This is a genomic window from Asaia spathodeae NBRC 105894 (genome assembly GCF_025994195.1).
Classification (GTDB): domain Bacteria; phylum Pseudomonadota; class Alphaproteobacteria; order Acetobacterales; family Acetobacteraceae; genus Asaia; species Asaia siamensis.
This window is the reverse complement of sequence record NZ_BAPY01000002.1, coordinates 133,557-156,104: the sequence shown is the minus strand read 5'-3', so window position 1 is coordinate 156,104 and position 22,548 is coordinate 133,557. Positions and strand designations below refer to the sequence as shown.

18 protein-coding genes are annotated in these 22,548 nt (G+C 60.3%); 9 read left to right on the top strand and 9 right to left on the bottom strand.

What is annotated here, in order from left to right; all coding sequences use genetic code 11:
- The first annotated feature begins 81 nt into the window (after positions 1-81).
- Together AA105894_RS02295 and AA105894_RS02290 are read left to right on the top strand one after the other, a co-directional pair.
- Positions 82-1,152: a purine-nucleoside phosphorylase gene (locus tag AA105894_RS02295; RefSeq protein ID WP_267310308.1), complete on the top strand. Its 1,071-nt coding sequence runs from the start codon at positions 82-84 to the stop codon at positions 1,150-1,152.
- 63 nt (positions 1,153-1,215) lie between these two features.
- Entirely contained in the window at positions 1,216-3,312 is a 2,097-nt protein-coding gene (locus AA105894_RS02290; protein WP_267310307.1) for a ComEC/Rec2 family competence protein, read from the top strand.
- 3 nt (positions 3,313-3,315) lie between these two features.
- Here AA105894_RS02290 and AA105894_RS02285 read toward each other — a convergent pair whose 3' ends face one another.
- A complete protein-coding gene (locus AA105894_RS02285; protein WP_267310306.1) occupies positions 3,316-4,566 on the bottom strand; it encodes a cation:proton antiporter in 1,251 nt (416 codons plus the stop codon).
- Between the two features lie 215 nt (positions 4,567-4,781).
- Here AA105894_RS02285 and AA105894_RS02280 point away from each other — a divergent pair, with 215 nt between their 5' ends.
- The 3 genes from AA105894_RS02280 (at position 4,782) to AA105894_RS02270 (ending at position 11,345) form a co-directional block, all read left to right on the top strand.
- Positions 4,782-5,474, top strand: coding sequence for a M23 family metallopeptidase (locus tag AA105894_RS02280; RefSeq protein ID WP_267310305.1), 693 nt, complete (start codon positions 4,782-4,784; stop codon positions 5,472-5,474).
- A gap of 509 nt (positions 5,475-5,983) precedes the next feature.
- Positions 5,984-7,222, top strand: a complete 1,239-nt coding sequence (locus AA105894_RS02275; RefSeq protein WP_267310304.1) for an autotransporter strand-loop-strand O-heptosyltransferase — start codon at positions 5,984-5,986, stop codon at positions 7,220-7,222.
- A 10-nt stretch (positions 7,223-7,232) separates the two neighbouring features.
- On the top strand, positions 7,233-11,345 hold the full coding sequence (locus AA105894_RS02270) for a Hint domain-containing protein (protein ID WP_267310303.1): 4,113 nt from the start codon (positions 7,233-7,235) through the stop codon (positions 11,343-11,345).
- Between the two features lie 271 nt (positions 11,346-11,616).
- Here AA105894_RS02270 and AA105894_RS02265 read toward each other — a convergent pair whose 3' ends face one another.
- Together AA105894_RS02265 and nth are read right to left on the bottom strand one after the other, a co-directional pair.
- Entirely contained in the window at positions 11,617-11,904 is a 288-nt protein-coding gene (locus AA105894_RS02265; protein WP_188426713.1) for a DUF1330 domain-containing protein, read from the bottom strand.
- Positions 11,901-12,587 carry an endonuclease III gene (nth, locus tag AA105894_RS02260; RefSeq protein WP_267310302.1) on the bottom strand — a complete coding sequence of 229 codons (687 nt, stop codon included), beginning with the start codon at positions 12,585-12,587 and terminating at the stop codon, positions 11,901-11,903. The genes AA105894_RS02265 and nth overlap by 4 nt, the downstream gene beginning before the upstream one ends.
- Positions 12,588-12,703: 116 nt before the next feature.
- Between nth and AA105894_RS02255 the strand changes: the two genes are divergently transcribed.
- The gene (locus tag AA105894_RS02255; protein WP_267310301.1) at positions 12,704-14,530 is read left to right on the top strand and encodes an ABC transporter ATP-binding protein; all 1,827 of its coding nucleotides are present in this window, start codon (positions 12,704-12,706) and stop codon (positions 14,528-14,530) included.
- Between the two features lie 99 nt (positions 14,531-14,629).
- Entirely contained in the window at positions 14,630-15,259 is a 630-nt protein-coding gene (locus AA105894_RS02250; RefSeq protein ID WP_267310300.1) for a LysE family translocator, read from the top strand.
- Here the strand turns inward: AA105894_RS02250 and AA105894_RS02245 are convergent.
- From AA105894_RS02245 to AA105894_RS02230, 4 genes are all read right to left on the bottom strand, one after another.
- Complete coding sequence (locus tag AA105894_RS02245) at positions 15,242-15,955, bottom strand: hypothetical protein (protein ID WP_267310299.1); 714 nt, start codon at positions 15,953-15,955, stop codon at positions 15,242-15,244. The two genes, AA105894_RS02250 and AA105894_RS02245, sit on opposite strands and share 18 nt — an antisense overlap.
- Before the next feature lie 19 nt (positions 15,956-15,974).
- Positions 15,975-16,592: an RdgB/HAM1 family non-canonical purine NTP pyrophosphatase gene (gene rdgB, locus AA105894_RS02240; protein WP_267310298.1), complete on the bottom strand. Its 618-nt coding sequence runs from the start codon at positions 16,590-16,592 to the stop codon at positions 15,975-15,977.
- Positions 16,589-17,320, bottom strand: a complete 732-nt coding sequence (gene rph, locus AA105894_RS02235; RefSeq protein WP_188426721.1) for a ribonuclease PH — start codon at positions 17,318-17,320, stop codon at positions 16,589-16,591. Before rph ends, rdgB begins: the two co-directional genes overlap by 4 nt.
- Positions 17,321-17,425: 105 nt before the next feature.
- A complete protein-coding gene (locus AA105894_RS02230; protein WP_267310297.1) occupies positions 17,426-18,214 on the bottom strand; it encodes an MOSC domain-containing protein in 789 nt (262 codons plus the stop codon).
- Between the two features lie 80 nt (positions 18,215-18,294).
- Here AA105894_RS02230 and hrcA point away from each other — a divergent pair, with 80 nt between their 5' ends.
- Together hrcA and AA105894_RS02220 are read left to right on the top strand one after the other, a co-directional pair.
- On the top strand, positions 18,295-19,341 hold the full coding sequence (hrcA, locus tag AA105894_RS02225) for a heat-inducible transcriptional repressor HrcA (protein ID WP_229719823.1): 1,047 nt from the start codon (positions 18,295-18,297) through the stop codon (positions 19,339-19,341).
- Positions 19,342-19,429: 88 nt separating this feature from the next.
- A complete protein-coding gene (locus tag AA105894_RS02220) occupies positions 19,430-19,660 on the top strand; it encodes a (2Fe-2S)-binding protein (protein ID WP_188426723.1) in 231 nt (76 codons plus the stop codon).
- Positions 19,661-19,779: 119 nt separating this feature from the next.
- Here AA105894_RS02220 and bfr read toward each other — a convergent pair whose 3' ends face one another.
- Both bfr and AA105894_RS02210 read right to left on the bottom strand, forming a co-directional pair.
- The gene (gene bfr / locus AA105894_RS02215) at positions 19,780-20,271 is read right to left on the bottom strand and encodes a bacterioferritin (protein ID WP_025885276.1); all 492 of its coding nucleotides are present in this window, start codon (positions 20,269-20,271) and stop codon (positions 19,780-19,782) included.
- A 327-nt stretch (positions 20,272-20,598) separates the two neighbouring features.
- Positions 20,599-22,422, bottom strand: a complete 1,824-nt coding sequence (locus tag AA105894_RS02210) for a DEAD/DEAH box helicase (RefSeq protein WP_267310296.1) — start codon at positions 22,420-22,422, stop codon at positions 20,599-20,601.
- Positions 22,423-22,548 lie beyond the last annotated feature (126 nt).

Here is a 22,548-nt window from a genome sequence, read left to right as displayed (position 1 = left end):
TGCTGGCAGAAGGCCCCGCCCCATCGGGAGTGTGTCTGTCGGGGGTTTGCATGGCGCAGTATTCGATGTCACGATATCGATATGAAAAGCCCTTTTTCCCATATGCTTCTTGCTTCTGTCGCGCTCTGTCTGGGGGGCGTAATGCCTGCTATGGCTCAAGAGCGTGTCTCACCCAGAGTGATTATTGTCGCAGGGTGGGAAAACGGTGCCGATACGGGCGATGCGCCGGGTGAATATCAGGACTGGGTCGAGCGCGAGCATCTGACCGAACCCGTGGCCGTGCGTGGCGTGAAGGAGCCGATTCTGCGACGCAATGCGCAGGGAGTTTACGGGCTCGTTCTGCGGTCCGGGGCATCGGAGCTGATGGCACTGGCACTCGACCCGGCATTCGATCTGAAAAAGACCTACTGGATCTTCACCGGTATCTCTGGCGTCAATCCTAATGTGGCGTCTGTCGGCAGCGTGGCCTGGGCGCGCTGGGTGGTGGATGGCGATGCCCTGCGTGAGCTCGATGACCGGTCGATTCCTGCCGACTGGCCTTACGGGCTATACGCAATCGGCGCAGAGCGCCCCAATACGCTGCCGAAGGATGCCAATCATTATGGCTCGGTCACCGATGTGGCACAGCTGACCAAGGCTTATCCGCTCAATCAGGGGCTGGCCCGCTGGGCCTATGATCTGAGCAAGGGTGTCAAACTGGCCGATGATCCCGAGATCGCCCGGCGGCGCAAGGCGTGGCCAGCAGGTTCTCCTGCCAGCAAACCGCCCATGATTCTCATGGGTGAGACATTGGGGGCGTTGCGCTACTGGCATGGCGAGGCCCGCAATAAATGGGCGCAGGACTGGGTGAAGCTCTGGACGAAAGATCAGGGCGTGTTCGTCATGACCAATGAAGAAAGCCAGACCAACCAGAAGGAAATGCGCCTTCTGGCCCAATGGGGGTATGTGGCGCCAGACCGCATCATGGTGCTGCGCTCCGGTTCGAATCCCTCCCTGCCGCCACCGGGCGTGTCGCTCACCCAGTCCATGGGTGATGAGGGGCCCGGCCAGATCATGGCCTTCGACAATAACGAGCGCGCTGGAGCCCCTGTCGTAGCGGAGCTGGTCAAACACTGGGAGCGCTACCAGGATCATGTTCCCTCCGCCCCCTGACAATCCCGGGTCGGGGGACTCCAGAGGGCAAACGCCTTCTGACGGGAGGCGGGAAGAAGCCCCATGATTCCCGCACGGCTCGCAGCCTTTGTGGAATCCTGCTTGCTCGGGCAGGGACGTGCCCTGGTCGCCTGGCTTCCCGTTGCCTGGGCTATCGGGAGCCTGCTCTATTTTCTTCCCCTCCATGAGCCCGGTTACGGTCGGGCGAGCCTCTGCGGCTTTTCGGGGTTGATGCTTCTGATATCCGGCTGGCGGCGTCTGACCGCTCGCGGGCTGGGCTTCGTCGTGCTGCTGGTCAGCCTCGGGTTTCTGGCGGCACGTGGTCAGGCCTGGCGCCAGCCTCCCATGCCTGCCTTGCCGTCGATCGCCGTGACGATGCATGGCGTGATTGCCGATGTTTCAAGCCATGGCGAGGAGGGGCATGTTGTTCAACGCCTGCGGCTCAGTCAGGCCGTTTTCGAAACCGGGGTCGATATCGGCATGGCTCCGCTGAAACGCGATCTGCTGCTCTTTACCCATGATGAACAGAATTACGCACCGGGAATGGTGGTGCGGCTGAATGCTGTGTTGCGGCCGCCTGACTGGCCCGATTTTCCCGGTGGTCGGGATCGCCAGATGGAGGGCTGGTTCGATGGTCTGGCCGGAACAGGGCGCGTTCTTGGTGTGCCTGATATTGTGCAGGCTCCGCAGGGTCATGCGCTTGGGCGATGGCGTCTACATATTGCGGCGGTAATCGCCACGCATCTTTCAGGTCAGCGCGCCGCCATTGCGTCGACCCTGCTGGCCGGTCATGGCGAGGGAATCAGCCAGAAGACCCGCGACGCTTATGCTGCGTCGGGCCTTGCCCATATTCTTGCCGTTGCCGGATTGCATCTTGGGCTGGTCATGGGAGCGGTGTTCGTCATGACGAGACAGGCGCTGGTGCTCTGGCCATGGCTGGGTCTGCGTCTGCCCTGTCGTGAGATCGCGGCTCTCACGGCCCTGGCCTCAGGGCTGATCTATGTCGCGCTCACGGGCTTCCATCTCCCGGCCTTGCGCAGTCTTGGCATGGCAGGGCTGGCGACACTGGCCCTTCTGACGGGGCGGCGTGTGCTGTCGATGCGGTCTCTGGCGCTCGTGGCGCTTGTGCTGCTCATGGCGTCTCCCGTGCTGGTACTGGATCTGTCTTTTCAGATGTCGTTTGCGGCCGTCATGGCCTTGATCGCCGGTTATGAGGCGCTGCGTCCGCATTTCGTCAGGCGCGCCGAACAGGGAAAGAAAAACGGGCCGGGGCATCATCTCGCCTTGCTGTCTCTCACAAGTGCGCTGGCCGGGGGGGCGACGCTGCCTCTGGTCATGGCGGGATTTGGCAGTTTTCAGCCCTGGTTCATTCTGGCCAATCTCGTTGCCGTGCCGGTTGCGGCATTCTGCGTCATGCCTGCGGGGCTTCTTGCCTTGCTGCTGATGCCGTTCGGCCTGTCCGGGCCGCCGCTCTGGGTCATGGGGCAGGGGATCGGGCTTATTTCGTCGCTGGCTGAATGCGTGGCCTCTTTCCCGCTGGCCCATGTGCCTGTCCCGCATATGGGCTGGGAAGGTCTGGCGCTCTATATGGCCGGGCTGGCAGGGTTCTGTCTCTGGCGGGGGCGTGCACGTTTCGGGTTTCTGCCCCTTTTGATGCTTGGCGTGGTGTCGCCTGTGCTTGGCGAAAGCCCTCTGGTACTGGTGTCTCCAGATGCGGGTGTAATCGCCTTCCAGCAAGACGGTCACTGGGTTGCGGGGCCGCATAACGGGCTCGCAAACCGCGTTCTGGAGGCGTGGCAACGCGCCTGGCCCCTGCCTGTCATGATGTCTTCCGCAAGCCCTGCCTGTACGGCGAGCGGCTGTACCTTGGCGCTCCCCCTGTCTGTTTCACTGTGGTTTGCCTTGCCCTCGTCAGAAAGTCGGGCTGCGGCGTGTCAGCAGAGGGGCTTTATCGTCAGCGCTGTTCCCCTGCCTGAGGACTGTCGCGCTGGCGGGTTCATTGATCGTTTCACGGTCTGGCGCGACGGCGCTGTCCTGCTTCGGGTGCAGGGTAACCGCCTCAAGATTGTCTCCGATCGCTCGTGGCGGGGCGCGCGGCTCTGGGTGCCGCGCGTCGGATTTCGAGGTGTGCCGAACCTGCCCATGGCACAGGCAGAGTAAAGGCTATTTGCTCTTGGGGTAGAAATGCAGCGCCACGCGCTCCATGGTCAGGCCCTGAACCAGAATGGTGAATACCACGATCCCGTAGCAGATAGGCGCCAGAATATCCTTCATCGGCCCTGGTGGCAGGGTCAGGGCGAGCGAAAGCGAAATGCCGCCGCGCAGCCCGCCCCAGGTCAGCACCGCCAGCATACGGCCTCGATCCTCGCCATAGAGATGGATCGGCAGGATTGCGAGAAACACACTCAGCGCACGGGCAGCAATCGAGAGCGGAATTCCCAGAAGCAGGGCCCACAAAGCATGCATTCCCGGAATGGTAGCCAGCACCTCGAAGCCGATCATCAGGAAAAGCAGCGCGTTCAGAACCTCATCGACCAGCGTCCAGAAGCTGTTGAGTTCCTCGCGGGCATGATCGTCCATGCTGCTTTTGGCACGTTCGCTGCCGAGGCAGAGTCCCGCCACCACGACAGCGATCGGCCCGGACATACCCAGCGCATGGGCCAGGCTGAACGTGCCTGCCGCAAGGCTGAGCGAGACCAGAAGCTGAAGATGGCTGTCCCGTGCCGCACGAAAGCAGAGAAGCCCGATCATGCCGGCCACAAAACCCAGGGCGCTGCCGCCGATGGCCTCGAGACCGAATGCTTCAAGCGCGTCGAACAGCGTAAGGTGGTGGGCTTCCCCGGTCACAAGTGTCATGGCAAGGCCGAAGATGACGATGCTGACACCGTCATTGAACAGGCTTTCCCCTGCGAAAATGGCCTGTATGGGCCCCGGCAGGCCGAGGCGGCGAAGCATGCCCACCACCGAGACCGGATCGGTTGGCGCGAGAATGGCGCCCAGCACGACGCACCATAGGAAGGGAATCGGCAGACCGACAGCGACCATCACCCAGTACATGGCGCCACCGAGCAGGAAGACGGCGAGAATGGTCCCTACGATGGCAAGGAAGAGAACCGAGAATTTTCGCGCCATCAGCTCGCGTGTATTGACCTGCAACGCACCGGCAAAAAGCAGAAACGACAACGCCCCGTCGAGCAGATTGCCGGGCAGGTCTGCCGAGGCCAGAAGGTTCATCGGCAAGGTGTGCAGATCGACGCTTGGCAGGGCGAGGTCGAGCCCCTTCACCACAAGCGATCCGACCAGAGCGATCAGCAGGATACCGATCGTCATGGGCAGCCGCAGCAGCTTGTAATTGAGAATGCCGCAGATAGTGCAAAGCGTCAGCAGAATGGCGAACAGGCTGAGTGAGGACATGAAACCTTCGATACGTCTGGGGCCGGGCGTTCCGAGCGGGGAGATGCCGTTTTACCCCAAGAGAACGTGAACGCACCCTGTTCGTCCAGACTCTCACATTATGTCATCCTGGCAGGCATGATGACCGGCCCGGAAGGTGGCTGGACTCGCCGGAAAGCCCCTTCATGGCGCGAGTGCCTTCTATCGATGCAGTCGTTGTAAAAAGGGTGTGCTTCATGAATTCAGCTCGGAAAATGGCGCTTCTTGTTCTCCTGTCCCTGATGGGGGGCGGTTTTCAGGCGTCGGCAACGCCCAGCACCGCATTGCTGCGCGCCTATCATGAGAAGCTCAAGGCCATGAACCTGCCGCCCGGTCTGGAAGAGATGGTGCCTGAATCGAAGGTTATTCATCAGGTCACGCTGGCACCGCTTTTCGACAAACCCTTCGTCTGCGGGGAGCACCCACTGGGCCAGCTTGTAACCGCCGGTGATGCGCTCGGTACGGATTGCATGATTGTCGGCGGCGCCTCGGATGCCGCAGGGTTCAACCAGCTCTACAGAGGCTCAGGAGAAAAAAACGAGGACTGGTATGGCTGGAAGGCGTCAGTCCACGCGCCTTTTGACGCGGTTGTGGTCTACGTCCATGTCAATCCGGTGGTCAATGTGCCGGGGAGCATGGGCAAACCGCCTGCAAGCATGATCCTGTTCAGACGACAGGATGGGGTGGAGGTTGTCTACGCCCATGTGCAGGATATTCGGGTCAAGGCCGGTGACCACGTGAAAGCAGGCGATGTGGTGGCCGTCGACGGCAATAATGGCGTCGCACGCAACCCGCATGTGCATGTCGGTGCCTTCAGGGGCACCGAACCGTTCCAGATCCGGTGGGATCTCGCCGCCATGGGTGCTGTCGACGCCTTGCGCGCCAATTAATTATTTGAGTCGGGCTTTATTGAAACGTCTCGGGGCGCCGAGCCAGGTGGGGGCTTCTGTACGCGGTCGAAGTCTGTCTGGGTCGCAGGCGACGATATCTCCAGTATCGCCCACGGCAAAATGGCCCAGCTCCGCGCGTCAAGCATTCCGCCCGAGCGCGAAAAACGACAATCAGCTTGCTTGCCGCGGATCGCCCGATCGCGTCGCGCCGTTTCGATTTTGCTCGAATAACCCATGATTGGCAGCTTTCCGGTCCTTGGCCCGTGACTGCGACCGCGCGTTTTCTTCCCTGAACAGCGCGCTTGTTTTCTCAGGTTTCTGACACACGCAACCGTGATCTCTCGCCCGGCTTTCGCCGCGTCCACCTTCGCTGGCGCCTTCGTATCTGAAGCGTGTCATCGCGGTCATTCTCACATGGCGAAGAACGCGGGGCACGGCATGGCCAATAAAAGCACCATCCGGATGAGAAAGAAGTCATGGGCACAGATGAACAGATTATTGATAGGGAGGTGGAGTCTAAGCCGCCTTCGCACAGCTGTTATCTGCCTCCTTCAACCGTACCGACCATTGCCCACAGTTCTGGCATACGTTTCGACTTTAATGCCGGTGCTCGTGTCAGTCTGCCTGCGCGCGGTATGGGGGAGTGGTGCCTGACGCTGAGCGACCTCGATAGCGGTAATATCATTTTCCGCCATTGCTCGAGCGGCAGCTTCATCACCTCGACCAAGCGTTATTTCAATCGCTTCCATATCCTTGTCGAAGAAGTTGATGAGACGGGTGCCAGATCGGAAGTGCTCAGCCACGCCTATGACTGCGCCGGAAAAATCGTTGTCATTCAGATGCCTGTCAGCACATTGGGCGACGCTCTGGCCTGGTTTCCCTACGCTGCACGTTTTGGCGAAATACATGGTGCAACGGTCGTCTGTATCATGGACGCCTCGCTTATTGCGCTTCTGGCGGATAATTACCCCGAGATCCGTTTTCTCACGCTTGAAGAGGCACGCGACTGCGTCATCATGGATGACGCGTATGCGAGCTATTCTCTTGGTCTTTTTTTTGACGATCCGGAATTCCTGAATCAGCCTACTGATTTTCGTCAAGTCGGGTTGCACAAGACGGCCGCTTATATCCTGGGCGTCACGCCTGAAGAAATTCGTCCGGTCGTTTCTGCTGCCGAGATGGATACGCCACCGATAGACGAGCCATATATCTGTATCGCTACCCAGGCGAGCACCCAGTGCAAATACTGGAACAACCCGGAGGGATGGCTCTCTCTTGTCAGTTGGGCGCTCGCACAGGGATATCGTGTAATCTGTATCGACAAATCGCCCTTCTACGGCGCCGGAATCATGTGGAACCGCATTCCTCACGGTGCGGAGGACCAGACAGGCGACCGGCCTCTGAGCGAGCGCGTGCGGTGGCTTCGCCATGCCAGCGCCTTCGTGGGGCTCTCTTCCGGTCTTTCCTGGCTCGCCTGGGCGAGCGGCACGCCGGTGGTCATGATTTCCGGTTTTACGCACCCAACCAATGAATTCGAGACCGAATTCAGGGTGATCAACTGGCACGCGTGCAATTCGTGCTGGAACGACGCCACCGAGAAATTCGACCACCATGATTTTCTCTGGTGCCCTCGTCACAAGAATACCGAGAGACAATTCGAGTGTACGCGGCTCATCACGCCCGGTCATGTGATCAAGGTTCTGAACGCCGCCCTTCACCTGAAAAACAAAAATACAAAACAAAAATAAAGAGGTAGGCATGACCAGTACAACCGTAGGATTCGGCAAGAACTCCAGCAATCTCTCCGCCGGTGCCGGTGACATCATCCGGGTGTCGGGTGGCGCCGTGTCGAACACCCAGATCGCAAGTGCAGGGACCCTGACCGTCGATGGCGCGTGGGGTCTCAATCTTGTCATCCCCGTCTATTCAGGCGGCACCGCCATCAACACACAGGTCGCGCCGGGCGGCATAGCGACTATCGCTTCTGGATCGACAGAGATTACTTCCGCTGGATCGAGTCTCAATGTCACCATTGGCTCTGGCGGATCGCTTTATGTGGGCAAAGCCGGCATTGCCACCGGTAACACCGTGTCGTCGGGCGGTACGGCAGTGGTCGCCTTGGGTGGTACGCTGACGCAGACGCAGATACTGGCCAAGGCTGGCACCACAATCAATTCGGGCGGTGCGAGTCAGGAAAACCAGATTGCCGGAACGTTGAGCGTTCAGGCAGGCGGCACGAGCCTCGACGATGTTGTCGAGGCAGGCGGTGCGCTCAACCAGTCGGGTGGCCTCGTGAGTGGCGCTACGATCAAGGCTCAGGGCGCGCTGAACGTGACCGGCGGCACGAGCTATAATCCGATCGTCGAGACTGGTGCGACTGCTGTCGTCACCGGCGCCGGAACGCTCATTGCCGATGGGATCTCGATACAGGGTCTGGCCTTGTCGGCCGGGGGCTCAACTGTGATTACTAACTCAGCGGTTGCGCTCAACACGGTTATTTCTTCCGGGGGAATCCAGACGGTCATCTCTGGCGGTACTGCGCTTGGGAACACGGTCACTTCGAGCGCCACTGTCATGGTCGGGCTCAGTGGGGTGGTCTCAGGTGGCCTCGTATCCGGAATGAACGCCGTGGTCACGCTTCAATCGGGTGGGAGCGCTGTCGGGCTCACCCTGAGCGGAGCCTCGGCTTTCGGCCTGACACCTGTCGGGGTTGGCACGTTGAATGTGTCTAATGGCGCCGTGGCTCAAGACAATTTCGTCAATGGTTACGGGCAGATCAATGTCCGCGCCGGAGGCGTGACGATAGATGACAGGGTGCAGAATGGCGGCCTGATGATGGTATCATCGGGTGGTGTCGCTTCGGCTATGACCTTGGCTGCCAACGGGTCGGCGATCGTGCTGGCAGGCGCCTCTGCTTTCCAACCTGTCATTAGTAACGGAGGCAAGTTTGCTCTCTCCGGCGGTGTCACGACATCCGCTACAATCCAGTCGGGTGGAACGATTTCACAGACGGGAGGGACGCTCGATACGGCCCATGTTCTCACGGGTGGAACGTTGGGCGTCAATGGGGGCACTGCCTATAATCCTGTCATCGATAACGGCGCCAATGCCAGCGTCAGTGGCCGTGGCACGATCATCGTCAATAACGGCACCACGCAGTCGACGACCATTCTTGCTGGTGGCAAGGAAGATGTAACAAGCATGGGGGTCGCGCTCGATACGGTGGTCTCTTCGGGGGGCGTACAGACCGTCTCTGCCGGTGGCACCGTGCTCAACAACACAGTCACAAACGGCGCAAATGTGATGGTTGGCGAGGATGGCTTCATGTCGGGCGGCGTTGTGTCCGGACTAGGCGCCTCAGTCATTGCCGTATCGGGGGGTGTTCTCTCAGGTGTGACAGCCAGTGGCTCTGGTGGGGGGATTCTGCAGCCAGACGGTGTCGGAACGATTAATGTCATGGATGGCGGTGTTGCCAAGGGCAGCATTATCGACCGCTATGGCAAAGAAGTGCTCTTTAATGGCGCCAAGTCGATCGGCACGATCGTACGAAATGGCGGTGTGGAGACGGTGAGCAACGGCGGCCTCGCCGCTGATCTTATTCTTGATCATGGGGGTTCTGCAGTCATTCTCACAGGGGGGGCTGCATCCAACGTGACGGTTAGCGGCACCGCTGCAGGGAGCGCCGGTGCGCTCTTTGTTTCACAAGGCGGAGTGGTAACCGATATCAACGTAGCGCCAGGCGCTAGCGCTACTTTCAGCGCGGGTGCAACGCTCTCAACTACCCATTCGACCGATCTGGCAAACGTTACCTTCCTTCAGGGGGCGAGCGCCAGCTTGGGAGGCTCCGGCAACGTCACATCTAATATCGCCATCACCACGAGTGTGACCGTTTTTACGAGCGCTGGAAGTATCATCCAGAATGCCACGGTTTCGGGCAAAGCCGCGATCCTCAATGTGGCAGCAGGAGGGACCACGTCGGGTACGGTCTTGACTGGTTCTGACAGCAATACATGTGGCGTCGAGAATGTGCTTGCCGGGGGTGTGGCTAACGCGACACAGATCGGGCGTTACGGCATTCAGGTCGTCATGGGTGGGTCAGCGACAAGCAGCTATGTCGGTGCTCGGGGCGAGCTCAATGTCAATGGAGGTACGGCCTATGGTGCGCTCGTGGATGCCGGGGGGAGTGCCAATATCAATGGCGGTGTCGCGGTCGATTGGGCCATCAATAGCGGGGGCGTCGTCAATGTGAGCGCGGGCGGAACCATCATCAACAGCCTCGCCAATCCGGGAGGCGTCGTTACCGTTCTTCAGGGTGGTAGTGCGATCGCCATGGTTGGCCCACACGGGGGAAACGTTCTGTCGAATCTGACCTTGTCGGGTGGCAATGTCTATGTTTCCTCCGGCGGGATCGCCACGAATGTGACGATCGCTTCTTCTGCGGGCAAACTGCTAGGCGATGTCATCGTGTCAGCTGGCGGCAGCGCAGTTGCCAGCGGCACTACGCTCAGTCGGGTAACGATCCAGTCTGGTGGAACGCTGGTTGTCGATGGCTCGCTCTCTGACGGGTCGTTGACGCGCGTCATGAATGCCTCTCTTCAATCGGGCAGTTATCTCTATTTCCCCGAGCTTATGGCTGGCAATGATGCCTACGCGACAACAGTAGTGGGCAACACGCTGACCGTCTTGAGTGCCGGCAAGGCTGTGGCTACCGTCACATTGGCCAACAGCGATTATAACGGGCAGGGAGGGGCATTCATTGAGGAGCCGAGTGGGTCGGGGTACTTGCTTCTCGTCTGTTTTTTGGCTGGATCGCTCATCAGCACTCCGAATGGTCCGGTTGCGGTTGAGGCCCTGATGGTTGGCGACATGGTGCATGTCTGGCGTGACGGAGTTCAGGATGTGGCACCGCTCAGCTGGATCGGATCGCGCCATCATCGTGTCAGACAGGGGTGCAAGCCTGACCTGGCGGGATATCCGGTCCGCATCTGCAGGAACGCCATTGCGGAAAACGTTCCGAACCAGGATCTGCTTATCACGGCTGAACACTGTCTTTTTCTCAATGGCTGCTTTGTCCCCGTGCGGATGCTCGTAAACGGCAGAACAATCTTCTACGATACCTCTATCGAGGAGTATGATTACTTTCATATCGAAACGGAAGAGCACGCCGTAATCTCTGCCAACGGGGTCATGACCGAAAGCTATCTGGACACCGGCAATCGTGCGAGTTTTCACCAGGCGTCTTTCCGCCGGGAAGAGAATGTCATACGCGTTGGCGATGTATTTCGGGCGAAGAACTGGGCACATGATGCTGCGGCCCCGTTGAATACGACCCAGGCTTTTGTCGAACCTCTCTACAGGCAGATACTGAGTCGGGATGATGGGCAAGCCACCTTTGCGCATGCTGTGACAAGTGATCCGGCACTTCATCTCCTCACCGTTGAGGGCGAAAAGATTGAAGCGCTGCGGGTTGTCGGAACGCGTTACGTGTTCCGAGTGCCGGCCGGTGTCGAGCACCTTATCCTTTGCTCACGGTCGTCGCGGCCGAGCGACGCGATTGGGCCGTTCTGCGATGATCGACGTATGCTGGGCGTCTTGGTCGGGGAAATCTCTCTCTATGATGCGGCAACGCAGCGGGAAGTCTTATCTCATCTTCAGTCCTGCCCACTGAACGGTTGGCATCCTGATGAAAATCCAGCTCTGCGCTGGACCAAAGGCGCCGGTCATATCGTACTTGGAAAGCGCGATCCCGACAGCGTCGGAATTCTCAGCATCGAGATTGTGGCCTGTGGGCCCTATCTGCTTGAGGATGACCTAAGCGATCACCCGGCCATGGAGATCTATCGGCTAGTCGTCGGACCCGAGGTGGCATGAGGGCCTCCATCCCGCAGTGCGGAATTCAGTTTGGCGCAGGGTGACGGTGATCGGATATTGCGAGGCTGGTGCAACGCAATTTGAAGACTGATGGTGAAAGGGTGTTTTCTGATGGCGTGCTGTCGGTCGCCCTGAGCTATTCTTGTGTTTCTGTCTTGCCGCGCGCTCTTAGGGAGGAGTAGGCATAATCGGGTTGGCTCCTTGCCTTGCGTCTATCATCTCTCTGATCGGGGCAGAATGCCCGATCAGAGAGACTTCGTGCCGAAAGCGTTCAGACGCCTTCGACGAGGGTGGCGCGGTATTTGGCGCCAAGAAAGCGATGCTCGCGCACCTTGCGATAAGCGTCACCGTCATACCAGGCGAGGGCTGTTTCACGGCTGGGGAATTCCACAATCACGATGCCCTCGGGCTCATTGCCTTCGAGCGCCTTCTGAGCTCCGTAAGCGACGATCGGCTTGATCGGATGACCTTCGAAAGTCTCGGCGACCAGAGAGAAATAGGTGTCGAGTTCCTTCTGATCGAGGGTCTCTTCACGGGTGAAGACGATATACGTGCTCATGCAGGTTCTCCTTTTCTTTCAAGAATCTGGGTCTTGAGCGGGAAAAGACAAGGCGTAAAGGCGACACAGCGCCAGCATTCGGGGCTGCGTGCCTTGCAGACATAACGCCCGTGCAGGATGAGCCAGTGATGCGAAGGTCGCAGCATGTCGGGCGGGATGCGCTTGATCAGCCCGTCTTCCACAGCCCTCGTGGTCTTGCCCGGTGCCAGTCCGGTACGATTGCCAAGCCGGAAGATATGGGTATCGACCGCCATGGCGCTCTCGCCGAACATCACGTTCAGCACCACGCTGGCTGTCTTGCGTCCTACCCCGGCCAGCGCCTCTAGCGCAGCCCTGTCGGCGGGAACGATCCCGTCATGCAGGGCCAGAAGCTGCTCGGAGAGTTTGAGAACATTCTTCGCCTTGGCGCGCCAGAGTCCGATGGTGCGGATATGGGCGGCGATGCCTTCCTCACCCAGGGCCACCATCGCAGCCGCATCGGGCGCATCGGCAAACAGACCAGCCGTCACCTTGTTGACCGATTTATCCGTGGCCTGGGCAGAAAGCACGACGGCCACGAGCAGCGAAAAGGCGTCGCTGTAATCGAGTTCGCTCTCGGCATCGGGATTGGCCTCGGCGAGAGAGGTGATGAAATCGCGCGCCTGGGCGCGTGTCATGGCCCGTCTGGCCGAGGGAAGAGACATCAGAACCATTTCGTCATGTTGCATAAGAGCGTCTGAGCCCCCACAATAAGCGCTTCCCGATCAAGACTTCCAGTATGCCCGCCCGGTCGCGTTATCCGGCGGAGGAGCTTCCTTTCGTGTCCGATTCCGACCAGAGCGCCCAGAAAAAGGGCGAGAAAAAGCGCGATATTGCCTTCGTGGAGATCGTGCGCTTCGTCATGCGCCGCTGGCTGGAACACCCGGCTTTTCTGACGCGCACTCTCATGGGTATTGCGCTTGCCACGATTGCGGATGTTGCGACCCCCGTCCTTTCCGGGCGTCTGGTGACCGATATTTCCAGCCATACAGGCGGGGCGCCGCATGATGCGTCGCAGCTTGCGCTGCGCAACGATGCACTGCTGATGGTGGGGGGGCTTATTGCCCTGGGTCTTGTGGGGCTGCTGGGTCGTCGTTCGTCCTATCTGGGCATCACCCATCTGAGTCTGGCCATCATGCAGCGCGCGCTTTCCCAGGGCTTTGCCCGCGTGCAGCGTTTCTCGACCGACTGGCATGCCAATAATTTTGCAGGCTCGACCGTGCGCAAGCTGACGCGCGGCATGTGGGCAATCGACACACTCGACGATACGCTGCTTCTCCTGATTGCTCCGGAGGTGCTGGTCCTGACCGGCACCACGCTGGTGCTGGCCTGGCATTCGCCGTTCATGGGGGCCGTTCTGGCGCTTTCTGTCGTGCTGTTTACCTGGCTTTCGGTCGTGCTGACCCTGCGTTACGTCGCGCCGTCCGCCCGTGCCGCCAATCGCTGGGATACCAAGGTTGGCGCAGCCATTGCCGATGCCGTGACCTGCAATGCCGTGGTCAAGGCTTTTGGCGCCGAGCATCGTGAGGAACGCCGTCTGGGCCGGGTACTGCGCGCCTGGAGCAACCGCACCTTGCGTACTTGGATCAGAGGGACCAACAGCGCCAATCTTCAGGGCTTTGCCTCGCTGGTCATGCGTATGCTGCTGGTTGCGCTGATCGTCTGGCAGTGGTGGCAGGGCAAGGCCGGCCCGGGCGATGTGGCCTATGTGCTGACCATGGTGTTTCTGGTGCAGGGTTATCTGCGCGATCTGGGGCAGCAGGTGAGCCAGGTTCAGCGTTCGGTCAACGAGATGGAAGAACTGGTCGCGATTTTTGATGAGGCGCCGGGCGTTCAGGATCGCAAGGGCGCGAAGAAGGCGGCTTTCACCCAGGGGCGTGTGCGCTTTGAAAAAGTGACGTTTCAGTACCCCGGTCAGGATACGCCACTCTATCAGGATCTCGATGTAACCATTTCGCCCGGCTCGCGCGTGGCGCTGGTAGGGCCAAGCGGCTCGGGCAAGACCACCTTCACTAAGCTCATCCAGCGGCTTTATGACACCAGTGAGGGGCGGGTGCTCATCGATGATGTGAATGTGCGCGATGTCACGCAGGACTCGCTGCGCGCGCGCATTGCCATCGTCCCGCAGGAGCCGATGCTGTTTCATCGCTCGCTGGCCGAGAATATCGCCTATGCCCGCCCGGGCGCTACCCAGGCCGAAATCGAACGGGCGGCACGGCTTGCCAATGCAAGTGCCTTCATCGAGCGCCTGCCTGAAGGCTATGCCACGCTGGTGGGTGAACGCGGGGTCAAGCTCTCAGGGGGCGAGCGCCAGCGCGTGGCCATTGCGCGCGCCTTCCTTGCAGATGCGCCGCTGTTGATTTTCGATGAGGCGACATCAAGCCTCGATTCCGAATCAGAGGTGCTGGTCCAGGATGCAATGCATCGCCTCATGGCGGGTCGCACGGTGATTGTCGTGGCGCATCGTCTTTCCACGGTCATGGAGCTCGACCGTATTCTGGTCTTCAGCAAGGGTAAGCTGATGGAAGATGGCGCCCATGGCGAGCTGGTGCAGCGTGAGGGCGGCATCTATCGTCGCCTGTTCGAGCTGCAATCCCTCGAAGGCTGAGTGGGCATGCATCGGGCGTCGGACGCCAAAAAAGGAGACAGACGCAGCGCGTCTTATTAGATCTGCATAAGGTAACGACTCTCGGGAACATTGTTCATCATGACCATGCAGACCTGGTGGCTTTTCGTGGTCACTGTTTTCTTCATCTCGGCGACGCCGGGTCCGAACATGATGCATGCCTTGAGTCGCAGCGTTCAGGTCGGGTTCAGACGCAGCACGGCTGCCATGGCCGGATGCATCTCGGCGCTGTTTCTTGCTCTTGTGCTGTCGATGGTCGGTATCGGGGCAGTGCTGGCCGCCATGCCGCGTCTGTTCGATGTCATTCGTTATGCGGGCGCAGCCTATCTCGTCTATCTCGGGATCAAGGCCTGGCGTTCAGGCGACGATGCAACTGATACAACCAGCGGCGGTGGCAGCGAGAGCCGGGCAAGTGCCTGGAGCCTGTATCGCAACGGCTTTCTGGTGGGCATCAGCAATCCAAAACTGCTGCTGTTCGCGGCAGCGTTCTTTCCGCAATTCGTCGATCATCACAAGCCGGTCCTGCCGCAATTCGGCATCCTGCTTGTGACCTATCTGTTTTCGGACACGCTCTGGCTGTCCGTTTACGGTATCGGCGGCCACTCGCTTTCGCGGTTTCTGAGCCGCCGTCCGGTCAGGCGGGCTTTCAACCGCCTGACGGCCATCGTGTTCGTGGCGTTCGGTGTCGTGATCTTACGTGCGAAGGCTTGATCCGACTGTGCCATGACTGGCGCTCAGCCCTGTCAGGGTAACGGTTACGGTGTCCGGCGTGGTGCCGATATCCTCAACGACATGGGCGCCCGTGCGGAACACGACAGGGATGGAAAGCGCCTGACGGGTCAGATGCAACTGGCTCTGCGTTCCGTTGACGAGGGTCGTCACCTGTCCATCAGCACGTGTCTGGAGGGCAATATGCGCCTGATGCGTGGCGTCAATCGTGCCGACTGCCACACCATTTGCAGGGGCGTTGTCGATCATGCCACGCAGTACCACGCGATCTCCGTCGATCATCAGCCTCAGCAGGGGGGCATTGTCATTATCGGGGCCAAGTTCGGCCAGAACGATCTGACCTGATTTCGGGAACTGGTCGATATGGAGCGCTGTGCTGAAGGCGGCCGGTGTATCCTGCACACGCCAGATGTGGCTTTCCGAAAGCTCCGTTCGCGGCTGACGGGCGTGATAAGCCGTCGGCTTGCGGGCCGCGCTGCTGAGCGTGATGCCACCCGGAACCAGATGATAGGCCGGATTCCGGGCCGAAGCGAGCGTGGCGGTCGGTTGCACCGAGATGCTGAAAGGCTGTGTTTCACGCAGTTCGAAACCGGTTGGGTCGAAAAGCGGTGCAGCGAGAGCGCTCGCCATGAAGGGAGCAAGCGCACAGGCAGCGAAAAGAAACGGGCTTGTCTTCATGACGGCAACTCCAGGCGTATCAAACAGGGTCAGTGCTGACGCAGGTTTTCAGGAACCGGGTCAACGCGCGACCGCGATGACTGGTCGCATTCTTCTCATCGGATGAGAGTTCGGCAAAACTGCGGCAATCGCCTTCGGGCACGAACATCGGGTCATAGCCATGACCGTGATCGCCTCTCGGTGGCCAGCAGATCGTTCCTTCGCAGCGCCCTTCGGCGAAGCGTGTTGTGCCATCCGGCCAGGCAAGGCAGAGAACGGCGACAAAAGCAGCCTTCTTGTCTGCTGAATCGCCCATCTCGTCATGCACACGCTGCATGGCGACCATCATATCGCCACCCGGTCCGGCCCAGCGGGCTGAATAGATGCCAGGGCGTCCATCCAGCGCCGAGACACAAAAGCCGGAATCATCGGAAAGCGCGGGCAGGCCGGTGGCTCTGGCTGCTGCCAGAGCCTTGATGGCGGCATTGCCCTCAAAGCTATCTGCTGTTTCTTCCGGCTCGGCCAGATCGAGTTCGGCCGCCGAGACAATCTCGATTCCGGTCTCGGCCAGAAGCGCACGAAATTCGACCAGCTTGCCCTTGTTATGGCTGGCGAGCACGATGCGCTCGCCACGGCTCAGGCGCCGTTCGCTGCTCATTTGACGCTCTCGAGCGCAGCACGCTGGATTTCGAACAGCCGTGCCGTGCCGGTCTTGGCCAGCGCCATGAGAGCGTTGAATTCGGCCTCGCTGAAGGGGGCGTCTTCAGCCGTACCCTGAATCTCGACAATGCCGCCTTCGCTGGTCAGCACGAAGTTCGTGTCTGCCTGAGCCGAGCTGTCTTCGACATAATCGAGATCGAGCACCGGGCCAGCCTCGGTTAGGCCGCAGGAAACGGCAGCGACCTGCGCGCGCAGCGGCGAGCGCTTGAGCGTGCCAGCCTTGATCTGCTTGTCGAGCGCGATGGCGAGTGCAACCCAGGCGCCGGTAATGGCAGCGCAGCGCGTGCCGCCATCGGCATTGAGCACGTCGCAATCGAGCGTGATGGTCATTTCACCAAGGGCGCGCAGATCGACGCAGGCGCGCAGGGCGCGACCGATCAGACGCTGGATTTCCTGGGTGCGGCCGGACTGCTTGCCCTTGGCAGCCTCGCGGTTGCCGCGCGTGTGGGTGGCGCGGGGCAGCATGCCGTATTCAGCGGTGATCCAGCCCTGACCCTGGCCACGCAGGAAGGGCGGCACGCGGTTTTCGATCGAGGCGGCGCAGAGAACCTCGGTACCGCCGACGCGGATCAGCACCGAACCTTCGGCATGGCGGGCAAAGCCCGGCTCGATGGAGACGACACGGTTTTCGTCGGCCTTGCGGCCGGAAGGACGGGTGCTGGACATGATGTTCTCTCTGTTTTCGGTCGTATTGACGCTATCGGAGAGCAGCCTTAGCGCGTCATGCCTCGATTGACAAAAGCGCTGAAGGCGAAAAATGCCCTTGCGGCCTCAGGCGAGGCAGTTGATCTGATCGCCCAGCCTGATGGCGCCGCCCCGCCGGATGATGGCGTTCTGTCCGAACATGACCCCGCCCGGCTGGTGACGGAACCCGGTCATTGTCCTGAGCGGCTCACGTGCGACGGGGATGGTGCCCGTTTCCTGATCGATGGTCGTGACGATGCAGCGACTGCAGGGCTTGACCAGTTCGAGCTCAACGCTGCCGATCTTCAGGATACGCCATGTGTCTTCGGCCCAGGGCGTCTCTGACTCGACCACGATATTGGGTCTGAACCGCTCCATGGGTACGGGCTGGTCAAGGCGTTCATTGAGATCGGTCAGAGAAGCCGTATTGGTCACGAGTAGCGGAAAGCCGTCGGCAAAGCTGACACTCCCGAATGCGGCAGGTCGCGCCCGCTCTGGTGCGGCCATGTAGACGAGGCGACAGGGTGTTTCGAGAAAGGTGCTGACCCATTCCGCTGCCGCATCGCCTGCATCACGTGCCTCGATGTCACGGTCTTTCCACACGCTCACAAGCGCAAGGGGCGCGTCTGGCCCCGGTGGCACGAGCATGAGAGGCGTTGCCGTACCGCCTGACAGATAAAGATTTTCGCCCTCAAGGGCCGTGATGATGCGCGCCATCGCGGGATATTGGCGCTGCGTCATGAATTTGCCTTCCGGCGAGACCACCAGCCAGCGTCGGTCACCCCTTGGTCCCCATGGTTCCAGATTAAGCGCCGCAACATCGATGCGATGCAGGCTTTTGACTGGATGGATGTATAAGGCGGCAATACGGGTCACGAATACGACTCCAGATCCGGGTGGAACGGTAACAGGACCATGGCCCTTTCAGCCGGGCAGGTCACGCGAAAGGGCTGGGCATGATCGATCTCTCAAGCCTGCCGGGTGGTATGGATGCCCGTTCGGCCAAGGTGCTGCGCGAAATCGTCGAGCATTACATGGAGACGGGTGACCCGGTGGCGAGCAAGACTCTGGCCCAGAGACTGACGCCTTCTCTTTCTTCCGCCACGATACGCAATGTCATGGCCGAACTGACCCAGGCCGGTCTCCTGTTCAGCCCCCATGTGTCGGCAGGGCGTCTGCCGACAGAAAAGGGTGTGCGTCTATTTGTTGATGGCCTGCTCCAGTTCGGTGCGCTGGATGACACGGAGCGCGCGCAGATTGCCGGCAGACTCGCGCTGAAGGGGCGTTCGATGCAGGAGACGCTGGCCGAGGCATCATCGATGCTTTCCGGCCTCTCGGCTGCGGCGGGGCTCGTTCTGGCGCCGAAAGGCGATGGCGCGCTCAAGCACATCGAATTCGTGGCGCTTGGCCCAGGCAAGGCGCTCGTCATTCTCGTTGCTGCAGACGGGCAGGTCGAAAACCGTGTTATCGAGACGCCACCCGGTCTGCCGCCCTCGGCACTGGTCGAGGCCGGTAATTATCTCAACTCCCTGCTGGGCGATGTGACGCTGGCTGCGTTGCGTCAGCGTGTAGCGGCCAATCTTCAGCAGAATCGCTCCGATCTCGATTCTCTGGCTGCAAGCGTGATCGAAAGTGGTCTGGCCATGTGGGACGAGCAGCACGGTACGCTCTATCTGCGCGGTCAGGGAAATCTCCTGACAGACATTACCGAAATCGAGAAACTCACGACCATCCAGATGCTGTTCGAGCGGCTTGAAGCGCAGGAGACCATGCTGCGGCTTTTGCAACTGGCGCAGGATTCTGACGGGGTGCGCATCTATATCGGCGCCGAGAGCGGGTTTTTCGGCATGTCCGGTGTCTCGATGGTGGTGGCGCCAGCCCGCAATGAGAACAACCGGATTGTCGGTGCAATCGGGGTGATAGGCCCGACACGGCTCAATTATGGGCGCATCGTGCCGGTTGTGGATTACACGGCGCGTGTCATCGGTCGCTTGCTGAGCTGATATTATTTTTAAGAATTACTCGCAGTTTTCAGTTGCGACTGGTTCTCAAACGCTGTTAGGGTCGGCCCGTTCTGAAGTGGAATGGCTGATGATCGTCTGTTCGTGTAACGCCCTGACCAATCATGATATCGCCGACGCCGTTCGTCGGGGCGCCTCACGGCCAAACGAGGTCTATGCATCCAAGGGCTGCAAGGCCCAGTGTGGCAATTGCGTGCCCGGTGTGGTGTGTGCGCTGCGCAGTCTCATGCGCGAGCGCAAGGAAAACGCGCATCTGTTCCAGCAGGTCGAACAGGGGGGCGCTTCCGCCGCCTTTGCATGAGCGCATCGCTCTGAAAAAAGACATGAAAAAACCCGGCGAGCCGCAAGGCTGCCGGGTTTTTTCGTCACTCTTTTATCGCCCCCCAAGCCACGGGCCGGGATGGTGTCGATAGAAGGGTCTTATTCTGCCGTCTGCTCGGGAGCAGGCGAGGAGTTCAGCGTGATGTAGCGCTGGATGCCAACCTGCTTGATCAGATCGAACTGACGATCGATGAAGTCTTCATGCTCTTCCTCGTTGGCGAGGATGCGGATCAGCAGGTCACGCGACACATAGTCACGCACGCTTTCGCAATAGGCGATGCCTTCGCGCAGATCGGCCAGAGCCTTCTCTTCGAGCTTCAGATCGCAGGCCAGAATTTCCTCGACGCTTTCGCCAATCAGGATCTGGTTCAGGCGCTGCACGTTCGGCAGGCCGCCGAGATACAGGATGCGCTCGATCAGCCAGTCGGCATGACGCATCTCTTCGATGGACTCGTCATATTCCTTCTTGCCCAGCTTGGTCACGCCCCAGTGGTTCAGGGTACGGGCATGGAGGAAATACTGGTTGATGGCAGTCAGTTCGTTCGTCAGCTGAATGTTCAGATGCTCGACGACTTTCGGGTCTTTCAGCATGGGATGCTCCTTTCTCTGTCCTGTTGCGACAGGACGGCGCAAGGCCGCCCGTGACAGGCTGTGTGACGCTGTTCAAGCATAGAAAAAAATGCAGTGCAACAGAAATAACGAAGATAATAATTCCAGTATCGAAGTTGAGAATCACTCTCTTTATTTCTACAGAGTCAGTAAACGAAGTTGATTTTCAGTCGCAACAACGAAGCATATTCTGGAATATCTTTTCGCAACGAAAAACGCCCCGCAAAAGCGGGGCGTTTCAGGGGGCGGTGCCCCGGTACCGGCATTTTTCGGTGCGTCATCGCCTCTCGGCGACGGCGCATGGGTCAATCAGTAGCGCTTGCGCGAGGAGCCTTTGCCGTTGCCGACACCGCTGCTCTTGCGGAAGGCCGGACGATCGCCACTGCGATCCCCACCGCGCTCTCCGCCTCTGTCGCCGCCACGATCGCCACCGCGGAAGCCGCCCTTGCCACGAGGGGCGAATCCACCCTCACGCGGGCGGCGCGGGCCGCGCGGCGGGGCAGACGGGCCGGTCGGAGCCGAAGCCGGCTCGATCTTGGCTTCGTCAGCATCGGCGCCGGCAACGCAGGAGCGGAAACGCTCGGCGCTGTCGGGCGCGATTTCGAACAGGGTATGGTCCGTATCGATATGGATCGCACCGATCTCGCTCTTGGTCACACCGCCAAGACGGCAGATCAGCGGCACCAGCCATTTCGGATCGGCGCGCTCGGTGCGGCCAATCGCCAGGCTGAACCACTCGCCACCCATGCGGTCGACACGGCCCGTGAATTCACGCGGTGCGCGGTCGTCACGCATACCGCGTGCGGGAGCCTCGACGCTGACGGGGCGGATATTCTCGACGCTCGGCAGGCGGCTCTTGTAGAGGCGTACCAGAGCGGTTGCGAGCTGATGCGAGTCATGGGCATCGGCAAGCTGCGAGGCGAGCGCATCTTCATTGGCCTGAGACGGCGCGAAGAGCGTCTGGTCTTCCATCAGACGCTTTGCGTCCTGCTCGAGAATCGCGTCTGCCGACGGCACGCCTTCCCATTCCGCATTGCTGATCTTGGCGAAGGAGAGCAGACGCTCTGCCTTGCGACGCTGGCTCAGCGGTACCATGATCACGCAGGTGCCCTTGCGGCCTGCACGACCCGTGCGGCCCGAACGGTGCAGCAGGGTTGCCGCCTCGCTGGGCATATTGGCGTGAATGACGAGTGACAGCGCCGGAATATCGATGCCGCGTGCCGCCACGTCGGTAGCCACGCACACACGGGCAACGCCAGAGCGCAGGGCTTCGATCGCGCGCGAACGCTCGTTCTGGCCCATTTCACCCGAGATCGCGACCGAGGCAAAGCCACGCTCGACCAGCGCTGCCTGCACCTGCGCGACCATGGCGCGGGTGTTGCAGAACAGCATGGCCGTCGGGCTTTCGTAATAACGCAGAACGTTGACGACGCCGCGACCGATGTCATTTGGCGCTGTCAGCACGCATTTATACGTAATGTCGTCATGCTGCTTGGAGGTTGAGACGGTGTTGATCCGCTCGGCGTTCTTCTGGAAACGACGCGCCAGATTGGCGATTTCCTTGGCGATGGTCGCCGAGAAGAGCAGCGTGCGGCGCTCGACCGGTGCGGCATCGAGAAGCTGCTCCAGCTCATCGCGGAAGCCCAGATCGAGCATTTCGTCGGCTTCGTCCAGCACGACTACACGCAGATCGGACAGGTTCAGGGCACCGCGCGACAGATGATCGCACAGGCGTCCCGGCGTGCCGACCACGATATGGGCGCCATTCGACAGATTGCGTGCCTCGCGACGGGCATCCGTGCCGCCAATGCAGCTGACGATGCGCGCGCCAGTCTCGGCATAAAGCCACTGAAGTTCGGTCTGCACCTGCAGGGCCAGTTCGCGCGTCGGCGCAACGACCAGAGCCATCGGGCTGTTGGCGGGGGGAAGGCGCTCGCTGCCCTCGGGGATGAGGGTAGGGGCAAAGGCGAGGCCGAAAGCAACTGTCTTGCCGGATCCTGTCTGGGCGGAAACGAGCAGATCCCGTGTTTCAAGGCCCGGCTGCAGTACGGCTTCCTGCACGGCGGTCGGCGTTTCATATCCGCGTGCCGCCAGAGCGCGACTGAGAGACGGGACGGTATCGGGAAAAGGCATGCGGTTCGGACTCGATCAGGATCTTGCGAAGAGAGAACGCCGTTACAGGTCTGCGCTGTGCCGAGCGTGGCTCGCGGCGTAAGGAAGGCGGTCAATAGAGAATATGCGGGCTTAAATCTAGGATTA